Origin of the sequence: Haloarchaeobius amylolyticus, assembly GCF_026616195.1 — an archaeon.
Classification (GTDB): domain Archaea; phylum Halobacteriota; class Halobacteria; order Halobacteriales; family Natrialbaceae; genus Haloarchaeobius; species Haloarchaeobius amylolyticus.
This window is the reverse complement of record NZ_JANHDH010000002.1, coordinates 799,506-822,857: the sequence shown is the minus strand read 5'-3', so window position 1 is coordinate 822,857 and position 23,352 is coordinate 799,506. Positions and strand designations below refer to the sequence as shown.

At 68.7% G+C, this 23,352-nt stretch carries 26 protein-coding genes; 12 read left to right on the top strand and 14 right to left on the bottom strand.

Translation table 11 applies throughout. From position 1 onward, the window contains the following. Nucleotides 1–38 precede the first annotated feature (38 nt). From NOV86_RS16550 to NOV86_RS16540, 3 genes are all read right to left on the bottom strand, one after another. Nucleotides 39–1,577: a 2-isopropylmalate synthase gene (locus NOV86_RS16550; protein ID WP_438266722.1), complete on the bottom strand. Its 1,539-nt coding sequence runs from the start codon at nucleotides 1,575–1,577 to the stop codon at nucleotides 39–41. Between the two features lie 278 nt (nucleotides 1,578–1,855). After that, complete coding sequence (locus NOV86_RS16545) at nucleotides 1,856–2,203, bottom strand: DUF192 domain-containing protein (RefSeq protein WP_267642736.1); 348 nt, start codon at nucleotides 2,201–2,203, stop codon at nucleotides 1,856–1,858. A gap of 36 nt (nucleotides 2,204–2,239) precedes the next feature. Beyond that, complete coding sequence (locus tag NOV86_RS16540; RefSeq protein ID WP_267642735.1) at nucleotides 2,240–2,536, bottom strand: NifU family protein; 297 nt, start codon at nucleotides 2,534–2,536, stop codon at nucleotides 2,240–2,242. Nucleotides 2,537–2,688: 152 nt separating this feature from the next. Here NOV86_RS16540 and NOV86_RS16535 point away from each other — a divergent pair, with 152 nt between their 5' ends. After that, a complete protein-coding gene (locus NOV86_RS16535) occupies nucleotides 2,689–4,371 on the top strand; it encodes a hydroxysqualene dehydroxylase (RefSeq protein ID WP_267642733.1) in 1,683 nt (560 codons plus the stop codon). A 307-nt stretch (nucleotides 4,372–4,678) separates the two neighbouring features. Here the strand turns inward: NOV86_RS16535 and NOV86_RS16530 are convergent, their stop codons facing one another. Then, nucleotides 4,679–4,867 carry a hypothetical protein gene (locus tag NOV86_RS16530; protein WP_267642732.1) on the bottom strand — a complete coding sequence of 63 codons (189 nt, stop codon included), beginning with the start codon at nucleotides 4,865–4,867 and terminating at the stop codon, nucleotides 4,679–4,681. Between the two features lie 190 nt (nucleotides 4,868–5,057). Between NOV86_RS16530 and NOV86_RS16525 the strand changes: the two genes are divergently transcribed. Beyond that, a complete protein-coding gene (locus tag NOV86_RS16525; RefSeq protein WP_267642731.1) occupies nucleotides 5,058–5,594 on the top strand; it encodes a DUF7097 family protein in 537 nt (178 codons plus the stop codon). Nucleotides 5,595–5,665: 71 nt separating this feature from the next. Here NOV86_RS16525 and NOV86_RS16520 read toward each other — a convergent pair whose 3' ends face one another. Next, complete coding sequence (locus NOV86_RS16520) at nucleotides 5,666–5,914, bottom strand: UPF0058 family protein (protein WP_267642730.1); 249 nt, start codon at nucleotides 5,912–5,914, stop codon at nucleotides 5,666–5,668. Between the two features lie 130 nt (nucleotides 5,915–6,044). Then, entirely contained in the window at nucleotides 6,045–6,242 is a 198-nt protein-coding gene (locus tag NOV86_RS16515; RefSeq protein ID WP_267642729.1) for a DUF5800 family protein, read from the bottom strand. 150 nt (nucleotides 6,243–6,392) lie between these two features. Here NOV86_RS16515 and NOV86_RS16510 point away from each other — a divergent pair, with 150 nt between their 5' ends. After that, on the top strand, nucleotides 6,393–7,247 hold the full coding sequence (locus NOV86_RS16510) for a polymer-forming cytoskeletal protein (protein WP_368408779.1): 855 nt from the start codon (nucleotides 6,393–6,395) through the stop codon (nucleotides 7,245–7,247). 105 nt (nucleotides 7,248–7,352) lie between these two features. On the opposite strand, the gene NOV86_RS16505 is transcribed toward NOV86_RS16510, so the two are convergent. Next, nucleotides 7,353–7,958 (bottom strand): hypothetical protein, encoded by a 606-nt coding sequence (locus NOV86_RS16505; protein ID WP_267642728.1) that lies wholly within the window; start codon nucleotides 7,956–7,958, stop codon nucleotides 7,353–7,355. Nucleotides 7,959–8,165: 207 nt separating this feature from the next. Then, the gene (locus tag NOV86_RS16500) at nucleotides 8,166–8,660 is read right to left on the bottom strand and encodes a hypothetical protein (RefSeq protein ID WP_267642726.1); all 495 of its coding nucleotides are present in this window, start codon (nucleotides 8,658–8,660) and stop codon (nucleotides 8,166–8,168) included. Between the two features lie 144 nt (nucleotides 8,661–8,804). Here NOV86_RS16500 and NOV86_RS16495 point away from each other — a divergent pair, with 144 nt between their 5' ends. Beyond that, entirely contained in the window at nucleotides 8,805–9,986 is a 1,182-nt protein-coding gene (locus tag NOV86_RS16495; RefSeq protein ID WP_267642725.1) for a redox-regulated ATPase YchF, read from the top strand. Beyond that, entirely contained in the window at nucleotides 9,987–10,370 is a 384-nt protein-coding gene (locus NOV86_RS16490) for a hypothetical protein (RefSeq protein WP_267642723.1), read from the top strand. Between the two features lie 39 nt (nucleotides 10,371–10,409). Here the strand turns inward: NOV86_RS16490 and NOV86_RS16485 are convergent, their stop codons facing one another. Next, nucleotides 10,410–11,063, bottom strand: a complete 654-nt coding sequence (locus NOV86_RS16485) for a type 1 glutamine amidotransferase (RefSeq protein ID WP_267642721.1) — start codon at nucleotides 11,061–11,063, stop codon at nucleotides 10,410–10,412. A gap of 109 nt (nucleotides 11,064–11,172) precedes the next feature. On the opposite strand from NOV86_RS16485, the gene NOV86_RS16480 reads away from it, so the two are divergent. After that, entirely contained in the window at nucleotides 11,173–11,841 is a 669-nt protein-coding gene (locus tag NOV86_RS16480; RefSeq protein ID WP_267642720.1) for a DUF7978 family protein, read from the top strand. A 20-nt stretch (nucleotides 11,842–11,861) separates the two neighbouring features. On the opposite strand, the gene NOV86_RS16475 is transcribed toward NOV86_RS16480, so the two are convergent. From NOV86_RS16475 to NOV86_RS16465, 3 genes are all read right to left on the bottom strand, one after another. Beyond that, complete coding sequence (locus NOV86_RS16475) at nucleotides 11,862–12,713, bottom strand: UbiA family prenyltransferase (protein WP_267642719.1); 852 nt, start codon at nucleotides 12,711–12,713, stop codon at nucleotides 11,862–11,864. Between the two features lie 121 nt (nucleotides 12,714–12,834). Then, nucleotides 12,835–14,589: a bacterio-opsin activator domain-containing protein gene (locus NOV86_RS16470; protein ID WP_267642718.1), complete on the bottom strand. Its 1,755-nt coding sequence runs from the start codon at nucleotides 14,587–14,589 to the stop codon at nucleotides 12,835–12,837. Nucleotides 14,590–14,664: 75 nt separating this feature from the next. Further along, nucleotides 14,665–15,786 carry a pyridoxal phosphate-dependent aminotransferase gene (locus NOV86_RS16465; protein ID WP_267642717.1) on the bottom strand — a complete coding sequence of 374 codons (1,122 nt, stop codon included), beginning with the start codon at nucleotides 15,784–15,786 and terminating at the stop codon, nucleotides 14,665–14,667. 259 nt (nucleotides 15,787–16,045) lie between these two features. On the opposite strand from NOV86_RS16465, the gene NOV86_RS16460 reads away from it, so the two are divergent. From NOV86_RS16460 to NOV86_RS16450, 3 genes are read left to right on the top strand one after another with little or no spacing between them, the layout of a single operon-like run. Beyond that, on the top strand, nucleotides 16,046–17,104 hold the full coding sequence (locus NOV86_RS16460) for an ABC transporter substrate-binding protein (protein WP_267642716.1): 1,059 nt from the start codon (nucleotides 16,046–16,048) through the stop codon (nucleotides 17,102–17,104). After that, the gene (locus NOV86_RS16455) at nucleotides 17,101–17,976 is read left to right on the top strand and encodes an ABC transporter permease (protein WP_267642714.1); all 876 of its coding nucleotides are present in this window, start codon (nucleotides 17,101–17,103) and stop codon (nucleotides 17,974–17,976) included. The genes NOV86_RS16460 and NOV86_RS16455 overlap by 4 nt, the downstream gene beginning before the upstream one ends. Continuing rightward, nucleotides 17,964–18,743, top strand: a complete 780-nt coding sequence (locus NOV86_RS16450; RefSeq protein WP_267642713.1) for an ABC transporter ATP-binding protein — start codon at nucleotides 17,964–17,966, stop codon at nucleotides 18,741–18,743. Before NOV86_RS16455 ends, NOV86_RS16450 begins: the two co-directional genes overlap by 13 nt. A gap of 43 nt (nucleotides 18,744–18,786) precedes the next feature. On the opposite strand, the gene NOV86_RS16445 is transcribed toward NOV86_RS16450, so the two are convergent. Next, nucleotides 18,787–19,524, bottom strand: coding sequence for a proteasome assembly chaperone family protein (locus NOV86_RS16445; RefSeq protein WP_267642712.1), 738 nt, complete (start codon nucleotides 19,522–19,524; stop codon nucleotides 18,787–18,789). A gap of 80 nt (nucleotides 19,525–19,604) precedes the next feature. Here NOV86_RS16445 and NOV86_RS16440 point away from each other — a divergent pair, with 80 nt between their 5' ends. The 3 genes from NOV86_RS16440 (at nucleotide 19,605) to NOV86_RS16430 (ending at nucleotide 21,580) form a co-directional block, all read left to right on the top strand. Continuing rightward, on the top strand, nucleotides 19,605–20,513 hold the full coding sequence (locus NOV86_RS16440) for an RsmB/NOP family class I SAM-dependent RNA methyltransferase (RefSeq protein WP_267642710.1): 909 nt from the start codon (nucleotides 19,605–19,607) through the stop codon (nucleotides 20,511–20,513). Beyond that, entirely contained in the window at nucleotides 20,510–21,019 is a 510-nt protein-coding gene (locus NOV86_RS16435) for a DUF7122 family protein (RefSeq protein WP_267642709.1), read from the top strand. The genes NOV86_RS16440 and NOV86_RS16435 overlap by 4 nt, the downstream gene beginning before the upstream one ends. A 135-nt stretch (nucleotides 21,020–21,154) precedes the next feature. Further along, nucleotides 21,155–21,580: a CBS domain-containing protein gene (locus NOV86_RS16430; protein ID WP_267642707.1), complete on the top strand. Its 426-nt coding sequence runs from the start codon at nucleotides 21,155–21,157 to the stop codon at nucleotides 21,578–21,580. Nucleotides 21,581–21,734: 154 nt separating this feature from the next. On the opposite strand, the gene NOV86_RS16425 is transcribed toward NOV86_RS16430, so the two are convergent. Continuing rightward, a complete protein-coding gene (locus tag NOV86_RS16425) occupies nucleotides 21,735–23,321 on the bottom strand; it encodes a DUF790 family protein (RefSeq protein WP_267642706.1) in 1,587 nt (528 codons plus the stop codon). Nucleotides 23,322–23,352 lie beyond the last annotated feature (31 nt).

Genomic DNA, 23,352 nt, shown 5'->3' with positions numbered 1-23,352 from the left:
TCGGTTAAAAAACCGTGCAAGTCCTCTCGCGTGGCGTCTCAGTCGTCCGCAGTGGGCGCCTTTCGCGGTGCCTCGGTGAGCAAGCGGTCGAGGGCGTCGACCATCGCGCTCACGCTGGCCCGCGTGATGTCGGCGTCGCTGTGGGCGACCGTCACCTCGCGGTCCTCGCGTGCCATCGTCACCTCGACGGTCACGACCGCGTCGGTGCCGCCGGTGACGGCGTCGACGTGGTAGGACTTGAGATGGGCGTCGCCGAAGTCCCGCACCGCGGACTTGACGGCCTCGACCGCGGAGTCGACCGGCCCGGAGCCGGTGCCAGCCGCGACGACCTCCTCGCCGTCGACGTCGAGCCGGACGCTCGCGCTCGGGGTCGAACTCCCGGAGGTCGCGGTGACCTCCAGCAACTCGACGCGCCGCTCGCGCTCGTGGTCGGTCACGTCCTCGGCGACCGCGAGCAGGTCCGCGTCGGTGACGCGCTTGCCGCGGCTCGCCATCTCCTTGACGCGCTCGACGACGCGGCCGAGTTCCTCGTCGGAGACCTCGACGTCGTGCTCGGAGAGCGCGGCGCGTGCGCCTGCACGCCCGGTGTGCTTCCCGAGGACGATGCGGCGCTCGCGACCCACCTGTTCGGGCGGGTACGGCTCGTACATCCGGTCGTCCTTGAGCGTCCCGTCGGTGTGGATGCCCGACTCGTGGGCGAAGGCGTTCTCGCCGGTCACGGCCTTGTTCGGGGCGGGCCGCATGCCCGTGGTCCGGGCGACGACCTCGCCGAGCCGGTAGAGCTGGGTCGTATCGACGGTGTCCACGTCGTAGACGTGCTTGAGCGCCATCGCGACCTCCTCCAGCGCGACGTTGCCGGCGCGCTCGCCGATGCCGTTGACGGTGGCGTGGACGAGGTCCGCCCCGGCGTTGATGGCGGCCAGGGCGTTCGTCACGCCGAGGCCGAGGTCGTCGTGGGTGTGGGCGCTCGTCGGCCCGTGTTCGGCCAGGACGCCGACGACCTCGGCGGTGCGCTCGGGGCCGGCGTGGCCGACGGTGTCGGCGTAGCAGACCCGGTCCGCGCCGGCGTCGAACGACGCCTGTGCGAGCTGGTCGAGGTAGTCGAGGTCGGCCCGGGAGCCGTCCTCGCCGATGACCTCCACCCAGAGGCCGTGGTCTTTGGCGTAGGCGACGAGGTCGGCGGTCCGGTCGAGGACCTCCTCGTGGGAGGAGCCGACCTTCGTCTCGACGTGGCGGTCGCTGGCCGGGACGACGAGGTTCACCCCGTCGACGTCGCAGTCGAGCGCGTGGTCGATGTCCCGCTGGATGCCGCGGGCGAAGCTCGTCACCGTCGCGTCGAGGCGCTGGGCGGTGACCTCCGAGATGGTCTCGCGTTCGCCCTCGCCGGTGCAGGCGCTCCCCGCCTCGATGAACGAGACGCCTGCCGAATCCAGCGCGTTCGCTACCTCCACTTTCTCGTCCGGGGTCATCGAGACGCCCGGGGCCTGTTCGCCGTCGCGGAGCGTGGTGTCCAGGAATCGCACGTTAGATTTGGACAGCTGTGTGTGTTCGGGGGAACCCCCGAATAAAACGTTCACCGGTCATTAGTCCAGTCGGTCAATGGGGGGCGACGGGATTAAGCGGGTCAGTTCGACAGGTCGACCTGTCGTACTTGCAAATATTGTCGCCTGCCGGGTCCGGTGTCGCCGCAGGCGCCGGCTCTGGTGGGTGGGTTCGATAGGGACGGAGTGAGAGGGGGGAGACTCCGCCCGGCGACATAGGGGAGTCGCCACTGGAGATTACCGTGCCTGCATCCAATACTCGACTACCTGCTATGTAATGGCCGCCGCGGCAGACCCCTGTCGGGACCAGCCGGTCAGGACTCCAGTCGCACGATGTCGCCCTCGGAGACGGCCTCGGCGGCGCCCGCGGGCAACTCGACCAGCGTGTCGGCCGTGCCCCGCCCCAGCCCGAGCCAGGGGCGAAGGCGCTTCTTCTGGACGACCTCGTTCCCCACGAGCCAGAGCACGTCGATGGGGAACGGGACGAACAGCATGTGCACGTCGCGTGACCTCGCCTCGTCGAACCGGAAGACGAGCGCGTAGTCCTCGGGGATGGCCCGTCGGAACATCAGGCCCTTCGCCCGGGTGAGCGTCGAGTCCGCGGTGTCGACCTCGGTCGCGAGGACACGCGTCGTCTCGCCGGTGCTGTGAACCAGTCGCACACCGGGGGTTCGACGCCACGGGGTATAGGGATTGTGTCAGAAGGGGACGTCCGAGAAGTCGTCCTGCATCGGCCCGGCGTCCGCACCGAGACCCGTCTCGACGTGGACCTCGGTGAGTTCGGGGAACTCGCTGAGCAGTCGGCCCCGGACTGCACCGATGGTCAGCTCCGAGATGCCACAGCCCTCGCACGCGCCGGTGAGCAACACGGTGACGGTGCCCTCGTCGGCGTCGAGGTGGGCGATGTCGTAGCTCCCCCCGTGGAGCTCTATCTGGGGGAAGTTCCGCGCGAGGAACTGGCCGAGACGGTCCCTGAGGTCGGCCTCGTCTGTCATGCTGCAATCGACGTACCGGACCGTGAAAGCCCTTCTCCTCTGTGTCCCTCGGCCACCGCCACGGCTCCCCAGAGCTATCCCGGGCAAGGTACTTGTCGCCCCCTTCCTAACCCCAGACAAGCGACGGGGTCCTCCACCCCACGACGACCGACATGACACACGAGATCGCTATCCTCGGCGGGGGTATCGGCGGGTTGAGTGCCGCCCACGAACTGGCGACCCGCGGCTTCGACGTGACGGTGTACGAACACCACGACCGCTTCGGGGGCAAGGCCCGGAGCTTCCCCGGGCCGAACGACGGCGACGCGGCGCTCCCGGCCGAGCACGGCTTCCGGTTCTTCCCCGGCTTCTACACGCACCTCACGGACACGATGCGGCGCATCCCGGAGGGTGACGGGACGGTCCACGACCACCTCGTCACCACGGACACGATGCTGCAGGCGGTGGCGACCGGCGAATCCCACGAGCTCCAGGTGTCGGTGCCGGACTCGCCGGCCGCGTGGCGCGACCGGCTCCAGCAGGTGTTCGGCGCCGAGGTGCCCCGCGACGAGGCGGCGTTCTTCGCGAACAAACTGGTGACGCTGCTGTCGAGTTGCGAGCGCCGGTGGGACGAGGAGTACGAGTACCTCTCGTGGTGGGAGTTCATCCGCGCCGAGGAGATGTCCCCGGCCTACCAGAAGTTCCTCGGCTACGGCATCACCCAGTCGCTGGTCGCGATGCGACCGGAGGTGTCGAGCGCCCGGACCATCGGTCGCATCTACCTCCAGATGATCCGCGGCCTGCTCGACCCGAGTCTCGACGCCGACCGACTGCTCGACGGCCCGACCAACGACGTGTTCGTCGACCCCTGGGTCGCCCACCTGCGCGACCTCGGCGCGACGCTCCTCGCCGGCGCGACCGTCACCGGCATCGAGGCCGACGGCGAGCGCGTGACCGGTGTCCGGGTGCGGATGGACGGTGAGGAACGACTCGTCACGGCCGACCAGTACGTCCTCGCGATGCCCTCCGACGTGGTCGTCGACCTGCTGACACCGGAACTGGAGGCGGCGGCTCCCTCGCTCGCGGGCGTCCGCGAACTCGACCGCGGCTGGATGAACGGCGTCCAGTTCTACCTGCGTCGGGACGTGCCGACAGTCGCCGGCCACAGCGTCTACTACGACGCGCCGTGGGCGCTCACCTCCATCAGCCAGCGCCAGTTCTGGCCCGCCCACGACTTCGACGCCTACGACGAGTGCGAGGGCGTCCTCTCGGTCATCGTCTCGGAGTGGGACGAACCCGGCATCCGGTACGGGAAACCGGCCCGGGAGTGCACCCGCGAGGAGGTCACCGCCGAGGTGTGGGCGCAGTTGCAGGCCCACCTCAACCGCGAGACAGCCGAGGGGGAGGCGGTCCTGCCCGACGACGTGCTGCTCGACGCCGCCCTCGACCCCGCCATCCAGTGGGACGACGAGGCCGGCGAGCTCCGCAACGACTCCCCACTGCTCATCAACACGGTCGGGAGCCAGCAGTACCGGCCCGAGGCCCGGACCGACTGCCCGAACCTCGTGCTCGCCGCCGACTTCGTCCGCACCGAGACCGACCTCGCGAGCATGGAGTGCGCCAACGAGGCGGCGCGCCGGGCGGTGAACGCGATACTCGACCGCGTCGGAAGCACCGCCGACCCGTGTGCCCTCTGGGACTTCGAGTGGCCCACGGTGTTCGAGCCGGCGCGCCGCCACGACGCCCTCAACATGCGCCTCGGCCTCCCGCACCCGGCCGCCGGCGGCGACCGGCTCTGGCAGGCCTACCGGGGCGTGCGAGCGTCACCACTGTTCGGTCGGTTCCTCTCGGAGTGAACGGGTGACCGCCGACAGGCAGCGCTGTCGGCCGGTCGAGAACCGGGGAAAACCGAGGGCGGGTGTACGAGACCCCGACGGGGCGTCCGAGGGACGGCCGCCGCGCGGGCCGAGGAAGTCCTCACACTCGGACTGTCGGGCGCTGTCTGCGACGAGTCGGCCACCGAGTGTCGTACTTCCTCGGTCTCGGGCCGTCTGGGACGCCCCTTAGTGGCCGGTCGACGCAGACGTGAAGTAACCCGCCCTCTCGCCCCGACGTTCGCCCCAACAGCGCGGACGTATTTGGTTCTACTGCCGGTGTCGTCGGTCAATCACCGTCGGCCGGTTGCTCGTTCGCGATGCGGACGATCTGTACCTCGAGGTCCTGCTCGTCGGGCGCGCCGCGGAACGTGTATCCACCTTCGAGCGAGACGCCCGCGTCTTCGGCCTCGCGGATGAGTCCCTCGAGTTCTTCGGCGAACGTTTCCCTGGTCTGCTGGAGCGAGTTTTGTTCCATGGTGACGCACTTCGTATACCGCGCGAATTATCTGAAGCTACTACTTAGATTTTCTTATTTCCAAATGCCGTTATGAATATGGGCTTGATATATCCGTTCGTAACGGGAATCCGGGGTGATACCGTGGCCGCGGCGGCCGCCCCACCCGTCCAACAGAGCCAAACCATCGACGGCCCAACCACCACGGCAGATGAAGAAGACGCCGACGGGGACCTCGGTCGGGGTCGACGACCCCTACGACCACGCCGAGCTGTGCGACCACCTGACCGGCGAGGGCACCTGCCGGTACGCGTTCGAGTACCCGCAGCACGACCGCGAGTTCGCGGTGGCCCGCCGCGAGGAGGACTTCGCCTGCCCGGTCGTCAGCGACGACACCGACGCGGACTGGACGTGGGCGGACTGCCCGCACTTCCGGGCGACCGCGACCGACCGCGAGTGCGCGCGCTGTGGCCTCGCGGAGAAGCGCATGGCCCACGAGGAGTCGGCCCGGCCGCTTCTCGAAGAACATCACCTCTCCTACGCCAGCGAGGACCGCGAGACGAGTCACGAGATTACCGTCTACCTCTGTCGCTGGTGTCACGCCAAGGTCCACAACTCGTGGGCGCGGGTGACCGACGACGCCAGCCCCGACCCGGAGGCCGTCGCCGCCCTGGAGGAGCGGCGGGGACGCGAGATGGACGAGTTCGGCTTCCAGACCGCGAGCGAACGCCGCGAACGCGACGAGTGACTGGTCGCGGGCCGGCGATGCCGCTGGCTGTACCGTCCGGCTGTCGGCGTGGAGAACGTCCCCGGCGGGTGCTACGGCGTCATCTCGTCGACCGGTTCCGCCGTCTCGGCTTCGCTCGCCTCGATGGTCGCGACGATGCCGGCCATGAGCCGGTAGATGGCCTCTTCGTGGTCCGCCTTCTGCCGGTTGAACGAGTACGGGCCGACCCCGAACTCGTCGTAGGGGGTGAACGCCCCGGGCGGGACGGGTTCGTCTGTCTCGACGACCGAACGTATCTGGCTGAGCAACTGATGGAGGTGCAGCAGCTCCTGTTTACGCATCTGGTTCGTTGCTAGGGATTCGGGCAGCCTAAACCCGTCGCCTGTCTGGGACGGGGACCGCCGGGAACGCCACCCACGAACGTCGAAACTGGCTAACAGGAACAGTGGAGTCGTCGACGAACAGGGTGGGTCAGGCGAGGATGTCGCCGATGCGTCGCGGCTCGCCGCCGAGGGCCGGGTCCTTCTCGACGATCTGCAGCACCTCGTGGTCGGTCACGTCGTAGTAGTTCTTCCCGGTCGCCTCCTCGATGAGCTCCTTCTCGAGACGGAACTCGGTCCCCTCGTAGACGACGTCGCAACCTTCCTCGTCGAACGAAAGCGTGGTCATGGCTTGGCAGATGGGACTCACGAATAAAACCCTGATGAGACCGCTCGAACCGCCGGTCGACTGGTGTTCGCTACCGCCCCGCAGACAGGCGTCTGACGCCCGTCAGACGCCGACGAGGGGTTTAATACGGCCTGGAGACCATGTGGGGGTGTGTCGCTGCATACGGACCCACTCGACGAACTCTCCATCCCATCGGGTACGACGGTCGAGGAACACGACCTCGTGACCGACGGCGACGTCCTCATCGGTGGACGCTCGACGGTCGAGTTCGGCGTCCGGGGACGGAACGTCCTCGGTGGCGAGGGCATCCGCATCGACGGCGGTGTGGAGGCCGAAGCCGACTGTCGACTCGACATGTGGTCCGACGTGGCGGGGAACGTCCTGGTCGGCCGGGACGCGTTCATCGGCGAGCGAACCCACATCGGCGGCCGCCTGCTGGTCTCGGGCGACCTCGACATCGGCGACGAGGTCGACATCGCCGAGGGCTTCGAGGCCAACGGCTGGATCGTCATCCGCAACCCGATGCCGACCATCGTCTTCCTGTTCGTCTACCTCAAACAGCTCATGCTCATGGGCGAGGAGGAGGCGGCCAAACAGCTGGTCAACGAGATGACCGACGAGGAGGACCCGGACGAGGACCCGCTCGTCGTGCCACGGAACGCCACCGTGAGCGACGACGCCTGGCGCGTCTCGACGCCCGCGAGCATCGGCGACGAGTGCCGCCTGCACGGAAACTTCCGCGCCGAGTCCATCGAGGTCGGCGAGGACTGCAACATCTTCGGGAGCCTGCGCGCCAAGGAGGACATCCTCATCGGCGAGGGCACCCGCGTCCACGGCGACGTGACCACGCGCTCGGGCGAGGTCCGCATCGCACCGGGAGCGCTCGTCCTCGGTGACGTCTCCTGTTCGGACCTCCAGCTCTCGAAGGGCGCCGAGGTCGACGGGACCATGCGCGCCCGGGGCGACATCACGATGGCCGGCATCGCGAACCGCGACATCGAGTAGTCGTCCTGCTTCTTCCCGGTCGCAACGAGCCGAGCCACGCCGTTCTTGCCGGTGGCACTCGATATCGAGAAAGAGGAGAGCGTCGTCGCTCGGCAGCCGACAGCCTCAGTTCTGCGTCGTCTGGGTGCCCGAGGTGGTCCCGGTCCCCGTCGCGGTCTCCGTCTCCGAGGCGGTCCCCGTGGTCGTCGCGGTCGCGGTATCCGTACCGGTGCCCTCCGCCGACCCCTCGAACGTCTTCTCGGCGACGACGGTGGTCTCGCCCGCCGAGTCCGTCACGACGACCCGCACGGTCGCCCCGGCGGGCGCGGTGACGAAGACGCGGTTCCCGATGGATATCGGGTAGGGCGTCGCGGCGGTCTGGTCCTCGCCGAGGGCGCTGTCGTCGGCCGCGAAGTAGGCGTGTTCCGTGCCGGCATCGTCGGCGACCGCGACGCGCTGGCCGTCGACCGTCACGGCCACACTGGTCGTGCCCTCGTCGGTCACGGTGGCACCGCCCATGTGGACGACCTTCACCTGGTCGCCGGTGGTTCGTTCGACGACGAACGTCGGGTCGGCCGAGTCCGTGGTCGTCGTGTCGGTCTCCGTGGTCGTGTCGGTGCTGTCCGTCTCGCCCGTGTTCGGAGAGCCTTCGGTCTCTTGCCCACCGAGGCAGCCGGCGGCGAGCGTTCCGAGTCCTGTCGCGGCAGCAGCGAGGAAGTTGCGGCGGTTCATACCAGGAGGTGCTATCGAGCGACCGGTTTAACGAGTTACGAATCGAAAGCCCAGTGGGCCGCTGTCTCCCGGTTCTTGATATCTATTCTCATGACATGATGTGGGGAATGGGGACGGAAGTACACGCGAGAATGTCAGCGAAAGCAGGAACTGCGAGAGAAGCGGGGGAGGCGGTCGAGTGTGACGCGGCCGGGTTCGGGAGGGGCCTCAGTCGACCGTCTCCTCTTCGAGGACCGCCGTCCGGCCGTCCTCACCGTACCAGACGACGGCGACCTGCGAGCCTGCCGACGCCTCGACGAAGATGCGGTTGCCGGTCGAGACGGGGTAGGTCGTCGCGGCGGACTCGTTCTCGCCGAGGGCCGAGTCGTCCGCGACCAGGTACTCGTGTTCGGTCCCGGACTCGTCGAGGACCGGTACCGGTTCGCCGTCGACGGTGACGGTGACCTTCTCGGTCACGTCGTCCTCGACCTGTTTGCCTTCCATGTGGACGAGTTTGACCGTCTCGGCGTCCGACCGGACGATACGGAAGTCCATGTTCGGGGCGTACTGCGTGGTCGGCGCCATGGTGTCGGTGGCCGGGTCTGTCGTCTCGTCGTCTGTGCCGGACGCACCGGGGTCGTCGACGCTGACGCTCGTGGTACAACCGGCAGAGAGGAGGGCGATTCCCGTCGCGGCACCGGAGAGGAGGGTTCGTCGTCGCATCGTGTTGCTTCTCCAATGGAACCGGGTTAAGTAGTTTCGAATCGAAGCCTCATCGCGGCGCCCTCACGTGGTTCCTGTTAGACAGAGCCACGGTGGCACGGCGCGACCGAAAGGCAATTTCCCCCAGCCACGCTACAGGAGAACATGCTTTCCATCGCGCTCGCCGGGAAACCGAACGCGGGCAAGTCTACCTTCTACAAGGCGGCGACGCTGGCGGACGTGGACATCGCGAACTACCCCTTCACCACCATCGACCCGAACCGGGGGGTGACCCACGTCCGGACCGACTGTCCGTGCCTGGACCGAGAGGAGCGCTGTGGCGACGACAACTGTCACGACGGGAAGCGCTACGTCCCCGTCGAACTCCTCGACGTCGCCGGGCTAGTCCCCGGCGCCCACGAGGGGAAGGGCCTCGGCAACCAGTTCCTCGACGCGCTGACGAACGCCGACGTCATCATCAACGTCGTCGACGCCTCGGGCGCGACCAACGCCGAGGGCGAACCGGTCGAGCCGGGGAGCCACGACCCGCTGGAGGACATCGACTTCATCGAGGAGGAGATGGACATGTGGCTCACCGGCATCGTGACCCGGAACTGGGAGTCGGTCGAGCGCAAGTCCCGCTCGCCCGACTTCGACCTCGACGACGCGCTCGCGGACATGCTCACCGGGTTCGGGGCCAGCCCCGCCGACGTGCAGGCCGTGTTGCGCGACCTCGACTACCCGGCCGACCCCATCCAGTGGGACGACGACGACCGGGAGGCGCTGGCCCGCGACATCCGGGCCCGGACGAAGCCCATCATCGTCGCCGCGAACAAGGCCGACGTGGCGTCCGAGGAGAACGTAGAGCGCCTGCTCGACCTCGACAAGCCGGTCATCCCCACGACGGCCGAGGGCGAACTCGCCCTGCGCAAGGGGGCCGAGGCGGGCGTCATCGACTACGACCCCGGCGACGAGACGTTCGAGATCGTCGGCGACATCTCCGACGCCCAGCGCGACGCGCTCTCGGGGCTACAGGAGACGCTCGACCGCTGGGGCGGGACCGGCGTGCAGTCGGCGCTGAACTACGCCGTCTACGACCTGCTGACGCACATCACCGCGTTCCCGGTGCAGGACGCGAACAAGTGGACCGACGCGAAGGGCAACGTCCTCCCCGACGCGTTCCTCCTGCCCGACGGGTCGACCCCGGTCGACCTCGCCTACGCGGTCCACTCCGACATCGGCGACGGCTACCTCCACGCGGTCGACGCGAAGTCCAACCGGGACATCTCCGACAGCTACGAGCTGGAAGAGGGCGACGTGGTCAAGATCGTCTCGACCGCGAAGTAGATGCCCGAGCCCTTCACCCTCCCCATCGCCGAGCCACAGCCGAGCCAGCTCTACCTGAGCCAGGCGAAGCTCGACGGGGTGCTCTCGTGGTGCGACCCCGACGACCCCGAGTACGACCCCCTGCCGGTCATCGACCTCGAGGGGGAGTGGACCCTCATCGACGGGCACACCCGGGCGTTCGTCGCCTCGCTGGCCGGCGCGGACGAGTTGACGGTCGTCCACGACCGCGACGACCACCCGCGGGACCTCTACCGGCGCTGCGTCGACTGGTGCCGCGACGCCGACGTCACCCGGGTCGCGGACCTCCACGGGCGACTGGTCAGCCCGGAGGCGTACCAGCAGCAGTGGATAGACCGGTGTCAGGCGGCCGCAGAAGAGTCCTGACGCGACGGGCTCGCGGCTCTCACCGCGAGTGTGCGGCCCTCACCGCGAGTGCGCGGCCGCCAGTCGCTCGAAGTTCCGGAGCGTCCGCGCCGTCGTCACGTCGGCCCACGAGCGGTCGGTGTCGGTCCAGCCGAAGTCCTCGCGGATCCGCGCGAGCAGGTCGTGCTGGAACTCCGGATGGTACTGGACCGTCCACACCGGGGCGTCCCGGTGCCGCGTCGCGAAGTACCGGTAGTCGTCGGTGGCGGCGATTGGGGCCATCCCGTCGCCCGGGTCGACCACCCGGTCGCCGTGGACCGCCGGAATCGTCCGGTTGACGCCATCGAACAGCGGGTCGTCGGCCAGGTCGGCCGTGACGAGCCGGTGGGCGAGACCGTGGTGTTCGACCCGGCCACCCAGTGCCTCGTTCACGAGCTGGTGGCCGAAGCAGACCCCGAGAACGGGTATCTCGCGGTCGACCAGCTCCCGGACGAACGCGGCCTCCTCGGCCATCCACGGGTGGTCGTCGGCCTCGTACACCCCGGCGGTGCTTCCCCCGACCACCACGCCGTCGAGGTCGTCGAACCGGTCGAGGGCGGGGCGACCGCCCTCGCGGACGTAGTCGTAGGTGGCGTGCTCGCCGAGGAGCGAGCGCAGGGCGTCGCCGAGGTAGCGGGCGTCGGGGTCGACCTCGTTCTCCAGCGAGAGCAGCATCGGCCCGACCGACGGCCCGGCCCGGGGTAACTCCTCGGGTCCGAAGCCTCTCGCAACCCCGCCCCGACAGGTTGAATACTCAGGTACGGATAGTGACAGGCGAGAACCGATGGTGGAGGGGCACGACTACCGCGAACTGAAGCGCGACACCGAGGTCGACAGCGTCGCGACCCTCTTCCTCTGGGTGAAGGGGTCGGCCATCGGCGCGCTCGCGTTCCTCGCGGGGCTCGGCCTCGTCCACTTCCTCGTCCGGATGCGCTACTACGGCGAGGCGGCGCTGGCGGTCGCCGAACTCGGCCGCTGGCGCGTCTCGTCGTGGGTGTACTACAACGCCCATCTCGCACCGACGAGGGGTGCCTCCTTCGGGCCCGGCGAGGCCTTCGCCGAGAGTGGCAGCACGCTGGCGCTCCTCGCCGCGAGCAACGAACGACTCCTCGGGCTCTACCTGCTGCCGCCCGCGTTGCTCGTCGTCGCGGGCTACGTCACGGCCAAGCGCCGCCCGAAGAACACCTCGTGGCTCCGGGCCGGCCTCGCGGTGTTCGTCGGCTACTTCTTCGTCGCGGTGGTGTTCATGCTCGTCTCGACCCTGCAGGCTCCTTCCGGTATCCCCGGGCTGGAGTCCATCGCGACCGAGGAGGTCGGCCCGGACCCCTGGTTCGCCATCGCCCTCGCCGCCATCGCCTACCCCGCGTTCTTCGGGATGGTCGGTGCCATGTTCGGCCGGCGGGCCCCCTGGCGGCGACGGGGGAGGGACCGGACGCCGAGACATCGGCGGTGACGCACGGCCCGGCACCGCACCTACGTCAGCGGCTGGAAGTACACCGCCACGAGCAGCGCCGCCAGGAAGACGTAGCAGCCACGCACGAGCAGCATCGTCGCCAGTTCCTCGGTACCGCGGTAGGCGAAGAACGCGACGGGGACGAACACCACGACGGCGAGGGCGGCCGACGGCGGGAAGACGCCGAGGGCAGCGAACCCGAGGACGCCAAGGAGGCCGACGCCCATGATGCTGAAGGCGGCGCGGCGGGCGCCCTCGCGGCCGAGCAGGACGGCGACGGTGTGCTTCTCGATGGACCGGTCGTACTCGTAGTCCTGCGCGTCGTCGACGACCTTGACGCCCGAGAGGAGGACGAGGAAGACCGCGGCGAAGGCGAGCGCGACCGTGGTGAGCGTCCCGGTCTGGACGTAGAACCCGCCGAGGATGGCCAGCGCGATGCCGAGGGGGTAGCCCGTCGTGGTCGTCACCGGGTTGGTGTCGAGCTGTGGCGCGTGGTGGTAGCCGATGAGCCAGCCGGGGAGCGTCAGCAGGGCGGCCCAGGGGTCGACCAGCACCCAGAGTGCCCCCAGCAGCCCGAAGAAGGCCAGACTCGCGCCGAGAAGCGCGAGGCGACAGCCCCGGACCGTCAGGGGATGGTCGTCGTCCTCGCCCCGGACGTGGAAGTCGACGTAGCCGTCCTTGACGTGGGCGGTGTAGACCGCGAGGAAGATGGCCGTCATGTGGAGGAGTCCGAGGAGCGGGTCGAACTCGCCGGCGAGGATGCTCCCGAACCACGACGCGGCGATGGGTGGGAGCATGAACACGGGATGTACCTGCGAGGCGAGCGCCTGCGCATCTGCTCGAAGCCCTGCTCCGTGACGCGAGAACGTCATGTGGTATCGCTTCGCACGAAGATGACATAACTCCGTGGGTTGGGGCACGCCAGACGCTGCCGGCTGGCCATCGAATCGTGTCAGGAACGGTCGTCCCGGCGTGGGTCGGGGGCGGGCGCGGTCAGGCGCCGTTGTCGTTGTTCGTCTCGTCGACGAAGGCGTCAAGCAGTTTGCGCTCGCCGGCGCGGAGGTGCTCGTGGAGGGTCGGGGCGGCGATGTCCATCGCCTCGGCGACCTCCTCGGCCGTGCTGTCGCGGGGCCACTCGTAGTAGCCCGCGGCGTAGGCCGTCTCGAGGGCGGTCTGCTGGCGCTCGGTCAGTTTGTCCGAGAGCCCCTGCTTGAACGCCTCGGTGGACTGGACGGAGCGTTCGACCTCGCGCTTGGAGAGCACGGAGACGTCCGCGAAGGCGGACTGGACCGCGCCGACGATGGCCTTCAGGTCGGCGTCGGGGGCGACCTCGGCCACGATACGGCCCTGGCCGTCCTCGACCCGGAAGGTGTTCACGGTCGCGCCGACGCCCGAGAGCGTCTCGATGGCCGCGCTCGTCACCGAGAGTTCGAACAGCGACTCCTCGCCCTCGGTGACCAGCCGGACGTGGTCGACGGCCGGGTGTTCGGCCGCGCGTTCGAGGAGCTGCTGGGCGTCGCCGTCGCGCACGTCGACGAAGCAGGTCAGGCCGGACTCGTCCGTCGAGGCGACCCCGCGGAGCGTGATGGTGGCGCCGGTGTCCCGCGAGAGCGCGACGAAGGGGTCGTCGGTGTCGGTGTGGCGGAACTCCAGTTCCGCGATGGTGTCGGCGAGCAGGAGCTTGCGCTGTTCGACCGCGTTGATGCCGTTACCGATGTGGTCGCCCAGGTCGACGAACACGGAGAGCTCGTGGTCGGTGAAGACGTGGGACTCGACGGTGTAGACCAGCAACGCGCCGTAGGACTTCTCGCGGTAGGTCAGGGGGACGACGACGGCCGCGGTGTTCTCGGCGGTGACGCCGTCGCCGAAGGCGGCCGCGGCGTGCTCCGCGGAGATGCTGGAGACGACCTGCACCTGCCCGGATTCGACCGCCTCGGCCACGCACTCCTGGAGCTGGCCGTCATGCTGGGCGTCGACGTCCTCCACGATGGAGCCGGCGGTGACGCGGGTCTGGATGCCCCGGCTGTGGTCGTTGTACTCCGCGACCCAGGCACCGCGGTAGGTGCTCGTCTCCACGAGCGCCTCGCAGACCTCCGTCTCGATGGTCTCGCGGGTCGACGCCTCGACCAGGGTGCGGTCGATGCTCCGGATGACGTGGTTGACGTGGACGAGCCGGTCGAGTTGCTCCTCGCGCCGTTCGATCTCCTCCTCGTGGTCCTCGTAGGCCTCCGAGAGCTCCTCGCGGAGGTCGCCGAGGACGCCGGCGTCGCGCAGGTTCTCCTCGTCGCGCGAGGAGAGCGCCTCCGCGGTCGCCTCCAGCGCGAAGTACTCGCGGACGTCCTCGGAGAAGTCGCTCCGGGCGAGCAACTCCTCGACGGCGTCGAGCACGTCGGCCTCGGCCACCGGCTTGACGAGGTACTCGTCGAACGGCATGTCGACGATGTCGGTGTCGGGAGCCACCGCGGTCATCATCGCGACCGGACACTCGTACCCGCGGTCGCGGATCTCGTCCAGCGTCTCGTCGCCGGAGAGGCGGGGCATACGCCGGTCGAGCAGGACGAGGTCGACCTCCTCGTCCATGGCCTCCAGTGCGTCCTCCCCGCTGTAGGCGGTCCGGACGCTGTAGCCATCGCCTTCCAGCCAGTATCGACACGTGTCCGCCAGGTCCTGGTCGTCGTCGACGACGAGGACGGTGGCGTCCGACCGCCGTGTGTCCGACTCGGAGTCCGCGGACAACTCTGTAGCCATTGGTGTCTCGATACGCCGTAGAACCACAAAGGCAGTACGACCTAATTACATAGGGAACAGGGTCGAGCCTGTCGATTACCTAACGGCTTCGGTGGCCTCGCGCATGATGTCGAGGGCCTCCTCCAGTTCCTCGGTGCTGGTCGCGTAGGAGAGCCGCGCGTAGCCCTCGCCGTGTTCGCCGAACGCGTCGCCCGGCACGACGACGACGCCGCGGTCGATGACCTCGTCCACCCAGCCCTCGGGCACCTTCGGCATCACGTAGAACGCGCCACGGGGCGTCGGCACCTCCAGCCCCATGTCCTCGAGGCCGGAGACGACGAGGTCGCGACGCTCCTCGAACGTCTCGACCATCTCGTCGACGACCGTCTGGTCGCCCGAGAGGGCGGCCTCGGCGGCGTACTGCGCCGGGGCGGACGCACAGGCCTGCACGTACTGGTGGACGCGGAGCATGCGCTCGATGCGACGGGTCGCGCCGGTGACCCAGCCGAGGCGCCAGCCCGTCATCGAGTACGTCTTCGAACACGCGGAGACGACGACCACGTTGTCGGACTCGGCGAACTCGATGGGGGAGCGGTGCTCGCCCTCGAAGACGATGTGTTCGTACACCTCGTCGGAGATGCAGAGAACGTCGTGCTCGTCGGCGATGCGGGCGAACTCGCGCATGTCCTCCTCGGACTGGACCGCGCCCGTCGGGTTGCCGGGGCTGTTCACGATGAACGCCGCGGTGTCGTCGGTGATGTGTTCCTCGACGGTCGCCGGGTCGAGCGTGAGGTCCTCGCGGAGCGGGACCGGCTTCGGCTCGCCCGCGGCGATGTGGGTCAGGGCCTCGTAGGCGACGAACCCGGGGTCGGGGTAGATGACCTCCTGACCGGGGTCGACGTGGGCCTCCATGGCGAGGTGGAGCGCCTCGGACCCACCGGCGGTCGCGATGATGTCGTCGGGGTCCACGTGGAGGTCGCGGTCCGTGGCGTAGCGCTGGCTGATGGCCTCGCGCAGCGACTCGGTCCCCTTGTTGGACGTGTAGGCGTCGGCACGACCGTCCTCGATGGCCTCGATGGCCCCCTGCTTCGCGTGCTCCGGCGTCGGGAAGTCCGGCTGGCCGAGGCCGAGGTTGATGGCGTCCTCGCCCGCGGCCTCGAAGACCTTCCGGATACCACTGATGCTGACCTGCTCGATGCGGTCTGAGAACTCCGTCATACCATAGAACGCGCAGGGGGACCGGATAACTCTTGATGTGAGGGCTGTTGCCATATGTACCGATTGGGCGGCCACAGCAGCCCCGAACCAGCAGCGATTGCCGGTGTCTACAACAGCGCTCGGCGCGGCCTGCGGGCCGAATCCCGGTCGATTCGGCCACCGTGGCCGGATAACGTGCCGGTTACCCGCCCGCACACGCTCTCGGAGGTAGTTACCGCGTGCTGTGGCCAGTTAAGCGTGGCCCGTCAAATCCGGGCGAATGAGTACGTTCGACGGGCAGCAGGTCTCTCGGCGGCGGTTCGTACAGGCAGCCACGGGCACCGGTATCGCGGGCCTCGCCGGCTGTGTCGGTGGGCTCACCGGTGGCGGCGGTGGCGAGGCACCGCTCTCGGTCGCCTACATGCCCATCTACCCGGACATGCAGCACTTCGTGATGGACCAGCAGGGCTACTACGACGAACTCCCCGTGCCGGTCGAGGCCGAGCTGTTCAGCGACGGCCCGAGCATCGTGCAGGCGTACGCGAAGGGCGACTACGACGTGGCGCTGTTCGGCGTCGTCCCCGCGATGATCATCGCCGACAAGACCGGCTTCGCGAAGGTGACCGGTGCGAACATCGAGGAGGCGATGCTCATCATGGCCAGTGACGAGTTCGCCGGGCTCTACGAGGAACACGGTGGCGACGCGTTCGCGAAGTTCGAGCAGGAGAAGGGCCGGAAGTTCACCTTCGGCACCTTCCCGCCGGGGTCGGTCCCGGACATCCTGCTCCGGTACTGGCTCGACAGCGAACTCGGGCTCGACCCCGAGAGCGACGTGAACATCAAGTCCCTCGGCGGGGCCGGGCCGGTTCGACAGGCGCTCGTCGCGGGCAAGATAGACGGCACGAGTATCATGGAGCCGGTACCGACCATCGTCCAGTCCAAAGGGGCGGGCTACCAGAACATCGCGTGGGCCGGCGACTTCATGTCCGGCCAGCCCGCGGCCGTGACGATGATGCACGACCGGCTGCGGAACGACCGTCCGGGCCTCGCGAAGGACTTCCTCCGCCAGCACCGGAAGGCGACGGAGTTCATCGACGCGAACCCCGGGAAGGCAGCCGAGGACGCGGCGACCGTCATCGGCGAGGACGTGCTGCCGGTCGACATCGCCCGGCAGGCGATGGAGTCGAAGGGCGCGAACTTCATCTCGAACCCCCACCGCATCGAGAGCGGGGCGAAGATCTTCGCGGAGTACGCCGCCCGCCTCGGGAAGACCGAGCAGGAACTGGGCGTCTCGGACATCTTCGACTACTCGCTGTACGACGAGGTCGCGAACGAATGAGCACCGAGACCGCCGACGCAACGGCGACGAAGCCCGACGAGCACGATGGCACGGCCGGCGAGACGGCCGGGCTCCGCGGTCGCGTCGACACCCGGCGTCTCGGTGCGGGTGCCGCCGGCACGCTCGCGTTCCTCGTCCTCTGGCAGGTGGCCGCGATGCCACTCAAGCCGTTCATCCTGCCGACCCCGGTCGAGGTCGGCGGCGCGCTCTACGGGCAGGTGACCACCGACGCGACGTACACGCTGCCACTGACCAGTACCGACGTCTCCCTGCCGAAGCTACTGGTCCGGCTGTTCCAGAGCCTCCAGCACTACCTGCCGGGCCTGCTCATCGGGTCCACGCTCGGCACCACGACCGGTATCGCGATGGGGTGGTTCACGCTGGTCGACGACGCGCTGACCCCCGTGACCCGCATCCTGCGGCCCATCCCGCCGCTGGCGTGGATCGCGTTCGCCATCATCTGGTTCGGGACGGGCCACACCGGTGCGACGTTCATCGTCGCCATCGGCGCGTTCTGGATCACCTTCTACAACGCCTACAGCGGTGTCGAGGCCGTCCCGCAGGACCTCAAGGAGGTCGCGGCGAGCCTCGGTGTCGACGACGACCTCACGATGATACGGAAGGTGGTCGTCCCGAGCGCCATGCCCGAGATATTCACCGGTATCCGGACGAGCATCGGCCAGTGCTGGATGATCGTCGTGGCCGCCGAACTCGTCGGCCCGCCCGGCGTCGGCGAGCAGATACTCATCGCCGCCCAGAACCTCGCGCTCGACGTGAGCGTGGCCTACATGCTGGTCATCAGCGCGGTGTTCCTGGTGAGCGACGCGGCCTTCCGGAGGGTCCAGCAGGAGGTGCTGGCATGGCGAGCGTGAACGAGCCGGCAGACGAGGACGCCACCACCGCGACCGTCTCGGTCGAGCGCGTCGGCAAGCGCTACGAGACGGGGCGACAGGACGTGCAGGCCATCGACGACGTCTCCTTCGCGGTCGAAGACGGCGAGTTCGTCTGCATCGTCGGCCCGTCGGGCTGTGGCAAGACGACGCTCTTTCGCATCATCGCCGGCCTCGAAGCCCCGACGACCGGCGGCGTCTTCCTCGGCGGCGACCGCGTCGAGGGTCCCGGCACCGACCGCGGGATGGTGTTCCAGGAGTACGGGCTGTTCCCGTGGCGAACCGTCTCCGAGAACGTCGCCTTCGGCCTCGAACAGCAGGAGGTCTCCGCGGCGGAACGCGAGTCCCGGGTCGCCGCGATGCTCGACCTCGTCGGCCTCGCCGACTTCGCCGACGCCTACCCGAAGGAACTCTCGGGTGGGATGAAACAGCGCGTCGGCATCGCCCGCGCGCTGGCGGTCGACCCCGAGATACTGCTCATGGACGAGCCGTTCGGCAGCGTCGACGCCCAGACGCGCAACATGCTCCACGACGAGCTGCTGGAGGTGTGGGCGGAGACGGAGAAGACGGTCCTGTTCGTCACGCACGACGTCGAAGAGGCGGTGAAACTCGCAGACCGCGTCGTGGTCCTCAGCGAGAACCCCGGGACGGTCCGCGAGATCGTCGACGTCGACCTCGCACGGCCCCGCAGCCGGACCGACGAGGCGTTCGTCGAGCACGCTGAGCACGTCCTCGACCTGCTGCACTGACCGGGCAGCCCCGTCGGGCCCCGGTCCGGCGCCGACAGGGCCCCTACTGGTACATCCGGAGGGGCTGGGCCTTCGAACTCTCCTCCTCCTTGGCCGCCTGCATCCGCTCGGCCAGGCGCTCCTTCTGCTCGCGGATCTCCTCGGCGTGGTCGACCAGTTCGGAGACGTCGACCTCGACGTCGGTGAGCTTCGAGATGCCGTGTTCGATGAGGACGCGGGCGGCTTCCGGGTCGGGGAACTTCGGGTCCGACTCGACGACGAGGCCGATGCTGTCGACGTCCATCTCGGCCGCCTGGCTGAGCAGTGCCCCGGTCGGACCGCTGATGACGCCGTTCTCGGGTGGCAGCGGGATGTCGGTCTCGTCGAGGTGTCCCACGCCGCCGGCGGTCGCGACGCCGTGGATCTCCGGCACGCCGTCCTTCTGGGCGGGCATGCCGCTGAGGTAGATCGGCAGGACGCCCGCGCTCTCGATCCAGCTGGTCATGCACGACGAGAACTCGCCGACGGCCTCGGCGTCGACCGGGATGTCGCTCTGGAGCGCCACGAGGCCGCGCTCCTCGTCGGCGTAGATGCGGACGGGCGACTGGAGTTCGCGCTGGTCCTCGTGGTAGATGCCGATGCGTGCGAGGCCCTCGCAGTGACAGGTCCCGTACAGCTCCATGTCGAACGTCTCGATGAGGTGGTCGGTGGCGATCTTCCCGACCAGGCCGACGCCCGGCAGTCCTTCGACCAGTACCGCGCCTTCGAGGTCCATGTCGGCTCGTCGCTTCACGTGTGCCATACCTGAACCGAAGCGCCGACGCGAGTAAAAAGCACCCCCCGTTCGAAAGCGACAAACCCCCGTCCCCCGAAGCGGGCGGCATGGAGCCGTTCGAACGGTATCGAGACATCGTCGACGATTTCGAGGCGTTCCTGGCCGCGTGCGAACGGCCGTTACCGATGGCGGTCCGGGTGAACACACTCAAGACCACCACGGAGCGCGTCACGGAGGCGTTCGACGAGGCGGGCATCGGGTACGAGCAGGCGGACTGGCACCCCCACGTGCTGAGGCTGGACACCGAGAAACCGGGGTCGACGTGGCCGGGCTTCCACGGGTGGACCACCGGGCAGGAGGAGGTGTCTGCCATCCCGCCGACCGTCCTCGACCCGCAGCCGGGCGAGCGGGTGTTCGACACCTGTGCCGCGCCGGGGTCGAAGACCACGCAACTGGCCGCCGGGATGGGCGATACGGGCACCCTCGTCGCCAACGACAACAACCTCGGGCGGCTCTCGGCGCTGCGGTTCAACTGCGAGCGCCTCGGCGTGACGAACGTCGTCGTGACGAACCAGGATGCGAGAAACTTCTCGCTGAAACCGTTCGACGGGAAAGCGTTCGACCGCGTCCTCGTGGACGCACCCTGCTCGTGTGAGGGCACCATCCGGAAGAACCCGGACGCACTCGACAACTGGAACATGGGCCACGTCACCTCGGTCGCGGGCGTCCAGAAGGGCATCCTGAAGCGCGCCCTGCAGGTGACCCGCGAGGGCGGGACCGTCGTCTACTCGACGTGTACCTTCGCCCCCGAGGAGAACGAGGCCGTCCTCGACCACGTCCTCGAGGAGGAGGACTGCCGCGTCGTGGATTACGACCTCGCGCTGGAACACGTCCCCGGCGTCACCGAGTGGGAGGGCGAGGCGTACGACCCGCAGGTCGCGAAGGCAAAGCGCGTCTACCCGCACCACAACGACACGGGCGGGTTCTTCACCGCGAAACTGGAGGTGACGGCATGAGCGAACAGACGAACCAGGGCCACCGGTTCGACCGACTGCCCGCGACCGAAGACGAGCGCGAGGTCGAGGGACGCGCCACCCGCGAGGCGGTCGTCGGCTGGTGGGAGGAACGGTTCGGTATCCCGCCGGAGACCTTCGCGGACCACACGTTCTACGAGAAGGGCAAGGGCAAGATCTGGGCGTTCGCCGGCGACGTGCCGGACCACATCGCGGTCGAGGGCGTCGGCATGACGTTCCTGCGCACCCGTCAGGAGCACTGGAAACCGACGACCGACGCGGTCCAGCGCTTCGGCAAACTTGCCACGAAGAACGTCATCGACCTCTCCCCGGCGGAAGCCCGCCGGTTCGCGAACGGCGAGGACCAGGAGCTCGACTACGACGGCGACTGGGGCTACGTCATCGCGGCCCACGAACTCGCCGGCGAGCGCGAACCGCTCGGCGTCGGGCTGTTCCTGTACGGGGAACTGCGGTCGGTGGTCCCGAAGGGACGCCAGCGCGACGTGTGACCCTCGGGTCGCTGTCGGTTCGTGGACGAACACCAGCCCCGTGAGACATCGATACGTTGTTGCTTGCTAACACATATCATCGGCTCCGCCCTAGAGAGAGCAGACGCCGGACGACCGGCGTCGGGGAGTACACCAATGCCAACGTTAGACATCGCTCGACAGAAGGACGCCGTCGTCACAGCCACCGCGGACACACCCGTCGGCGACCTCGCGAAGACGATGAAGAACAAGCAGGTCGGGTCCGTCGTCATCCACCAGAACGAGGAACCCATCGGCATCGTAACAGACCGCGACATCGCCGTGAAGGTCGTCGCCGACGGCAAGGACCCGAAGACCACGACCGCGAACGACGTGATGGAGAAGAACATCGTCAGCGTCGACGCCAACACCGGCGTCCGTGAACTCTGTGCGAAGATGAAAGAGCACAGCGTCCGCCGGATGCCCGTCACCGAGAACGGGAAGATCGCCGGGTTCGTCACGCTCGACGACCTCGTCGTGCTCATCGACCAGGAGATGAACGACCTCTCCGAGGTCATCAAGAGCGAGTCGCCGCCCTACTAGGCGCGTCGTCGCCGTACCAGGGTTCAAACGTGACCGGGCAGCAATGCCCGTCGTGACCTGACCACCACCCCGTGGCGGCCTGCGGTCGCACGGCACACCGCCACGGGGCCATCTCGCCAGTGCCGTCTGTTCGCCCTGACCAGCCACCTGCCTTTCAGTCCGTCGTGCGGAGGGTGCCACCACTCAGCCCCTCCCACTCGACGCGATAGCCGAGTCGCGAGAGCACCGCGCTCGTCTCGTCGATGTCGTACTCACCGAGCACCGCTTCCGCCTCGGCCAGCGACAGCCCGGCCGCGAGTTCCGTCGCCACCTCGTCCAGCACCGTCGGCCTGACGAGCGTCCGCCCGACGCGCTCGTGCGCCGGGAACGACTTGCCCTCGACCACCTCCTCGCTGACGCCGTGGCGCGCCGCCAGCGACGCCAGCGTCACCACGTCCGCGTCCGGGTCGAGTTCGTCGGGGAGGGCCGCCGCACTGGCGGCGACGAGGTCCTCCTCGTACCGTCGGAGGGCATCGCGCACGTCCTTCACCCGGATTCGCCCGCCGGAGTACGGGATGGCACGGTGGTCGAGCGACTCGATGGCCTCGCCGACACCGAGCGACTCGTCGACCGCGACCAGCATCTCCACGTCCTCGAGGTCTGCGAGCTGGGAGAGCTTCTTCTCGACGTACTCGGGCGTCCAGAAGCCCATCACCTCGAAGTAGACCCGGAAGTCGCTGGCGTCGTCGCCCCGCCCGGCCGGTGCCCAGTCGAACGCGAAGTCGGGGATCATCACCCGGGTTCCCGTCGCCAGCGGCTCCGGCTCCCGGACGAGGTTCCAGTCGAGGTCGAGCGACGTGAACCGGGCCGCGAAGTCGGCTTCCACGTCGCTGTCGAACCCGACGTCGGTGACGGGGTCGGTGCCCGGCACGCGGACCGGGTCGTCGTCCGAGAGCACCAGCTGGCGCTCGGTCCCGCGGTCGTCGATGGTCGCCGAGAGCCGCCAGTCGTCGGTCTTCGCGACCGTCCGCAGCAGCCGCGCGAACCGGGTCCCGTAGCGCCGCGAGTTCCGGAACAGGCTGTCCGGCCCGGTCACGACGACCTCGCGACCGTCGGGCGTCTGCTCGATCTCGTACATGAGCCGGAGGCGCTTCACCGCGGAGACGAGTGCCTTCGGGTCGCCGGACCGGACCCGGACCACGGTCGCATCGAAGAGCGCGGTCTGGGCCAGCGAGAGGTTGTACTGCGTCACGAGCTCTGCAGGCGTCCACGGCGCGTCGACCGTGGTCACGACCTGCTCGTCGGGGAGGTCGGCGTACAGCGAGGTCGCCACCGACTCGGGGTCCGACCCGAGCGACTCGGCGGCCTGCGCCATCGCCTTCTCACGCTCGTCGGCGGTGACCACCCCGACCGCCTCGGCCGCCGAGAAGGCGGCTTTCCGGGCGCGCTCCGGGGGGAGTGGAGCGCTGGTCTCGACCGTCGCCTCGCGTTCGACCAGTTTCGCGAACCCCCGGACGAGCTTGAAGTCCGCCTCCTCGCCCTCCAGTGCCGTCAGCGCGTCCTGCAGCTCGCCGTAGGACTCGCCGACGTGCCCCTGGAAGACCCCGAGGACGCGCGCCGCGACGGCCTCGGCCGACTCGCCGACGTGCCCCTGGAAGACCCCGAGGACGCGCGCCGCGACGGCCTCGGCCGACTCGTCGACGAACCGTGGCTGGTAGCCACCGCCGGCGCGCGAGACCCGGAGCAGGTCCTTGGTCAGCATGGCTCCACGTCGGAGCGCGGCCCGCAAAAAC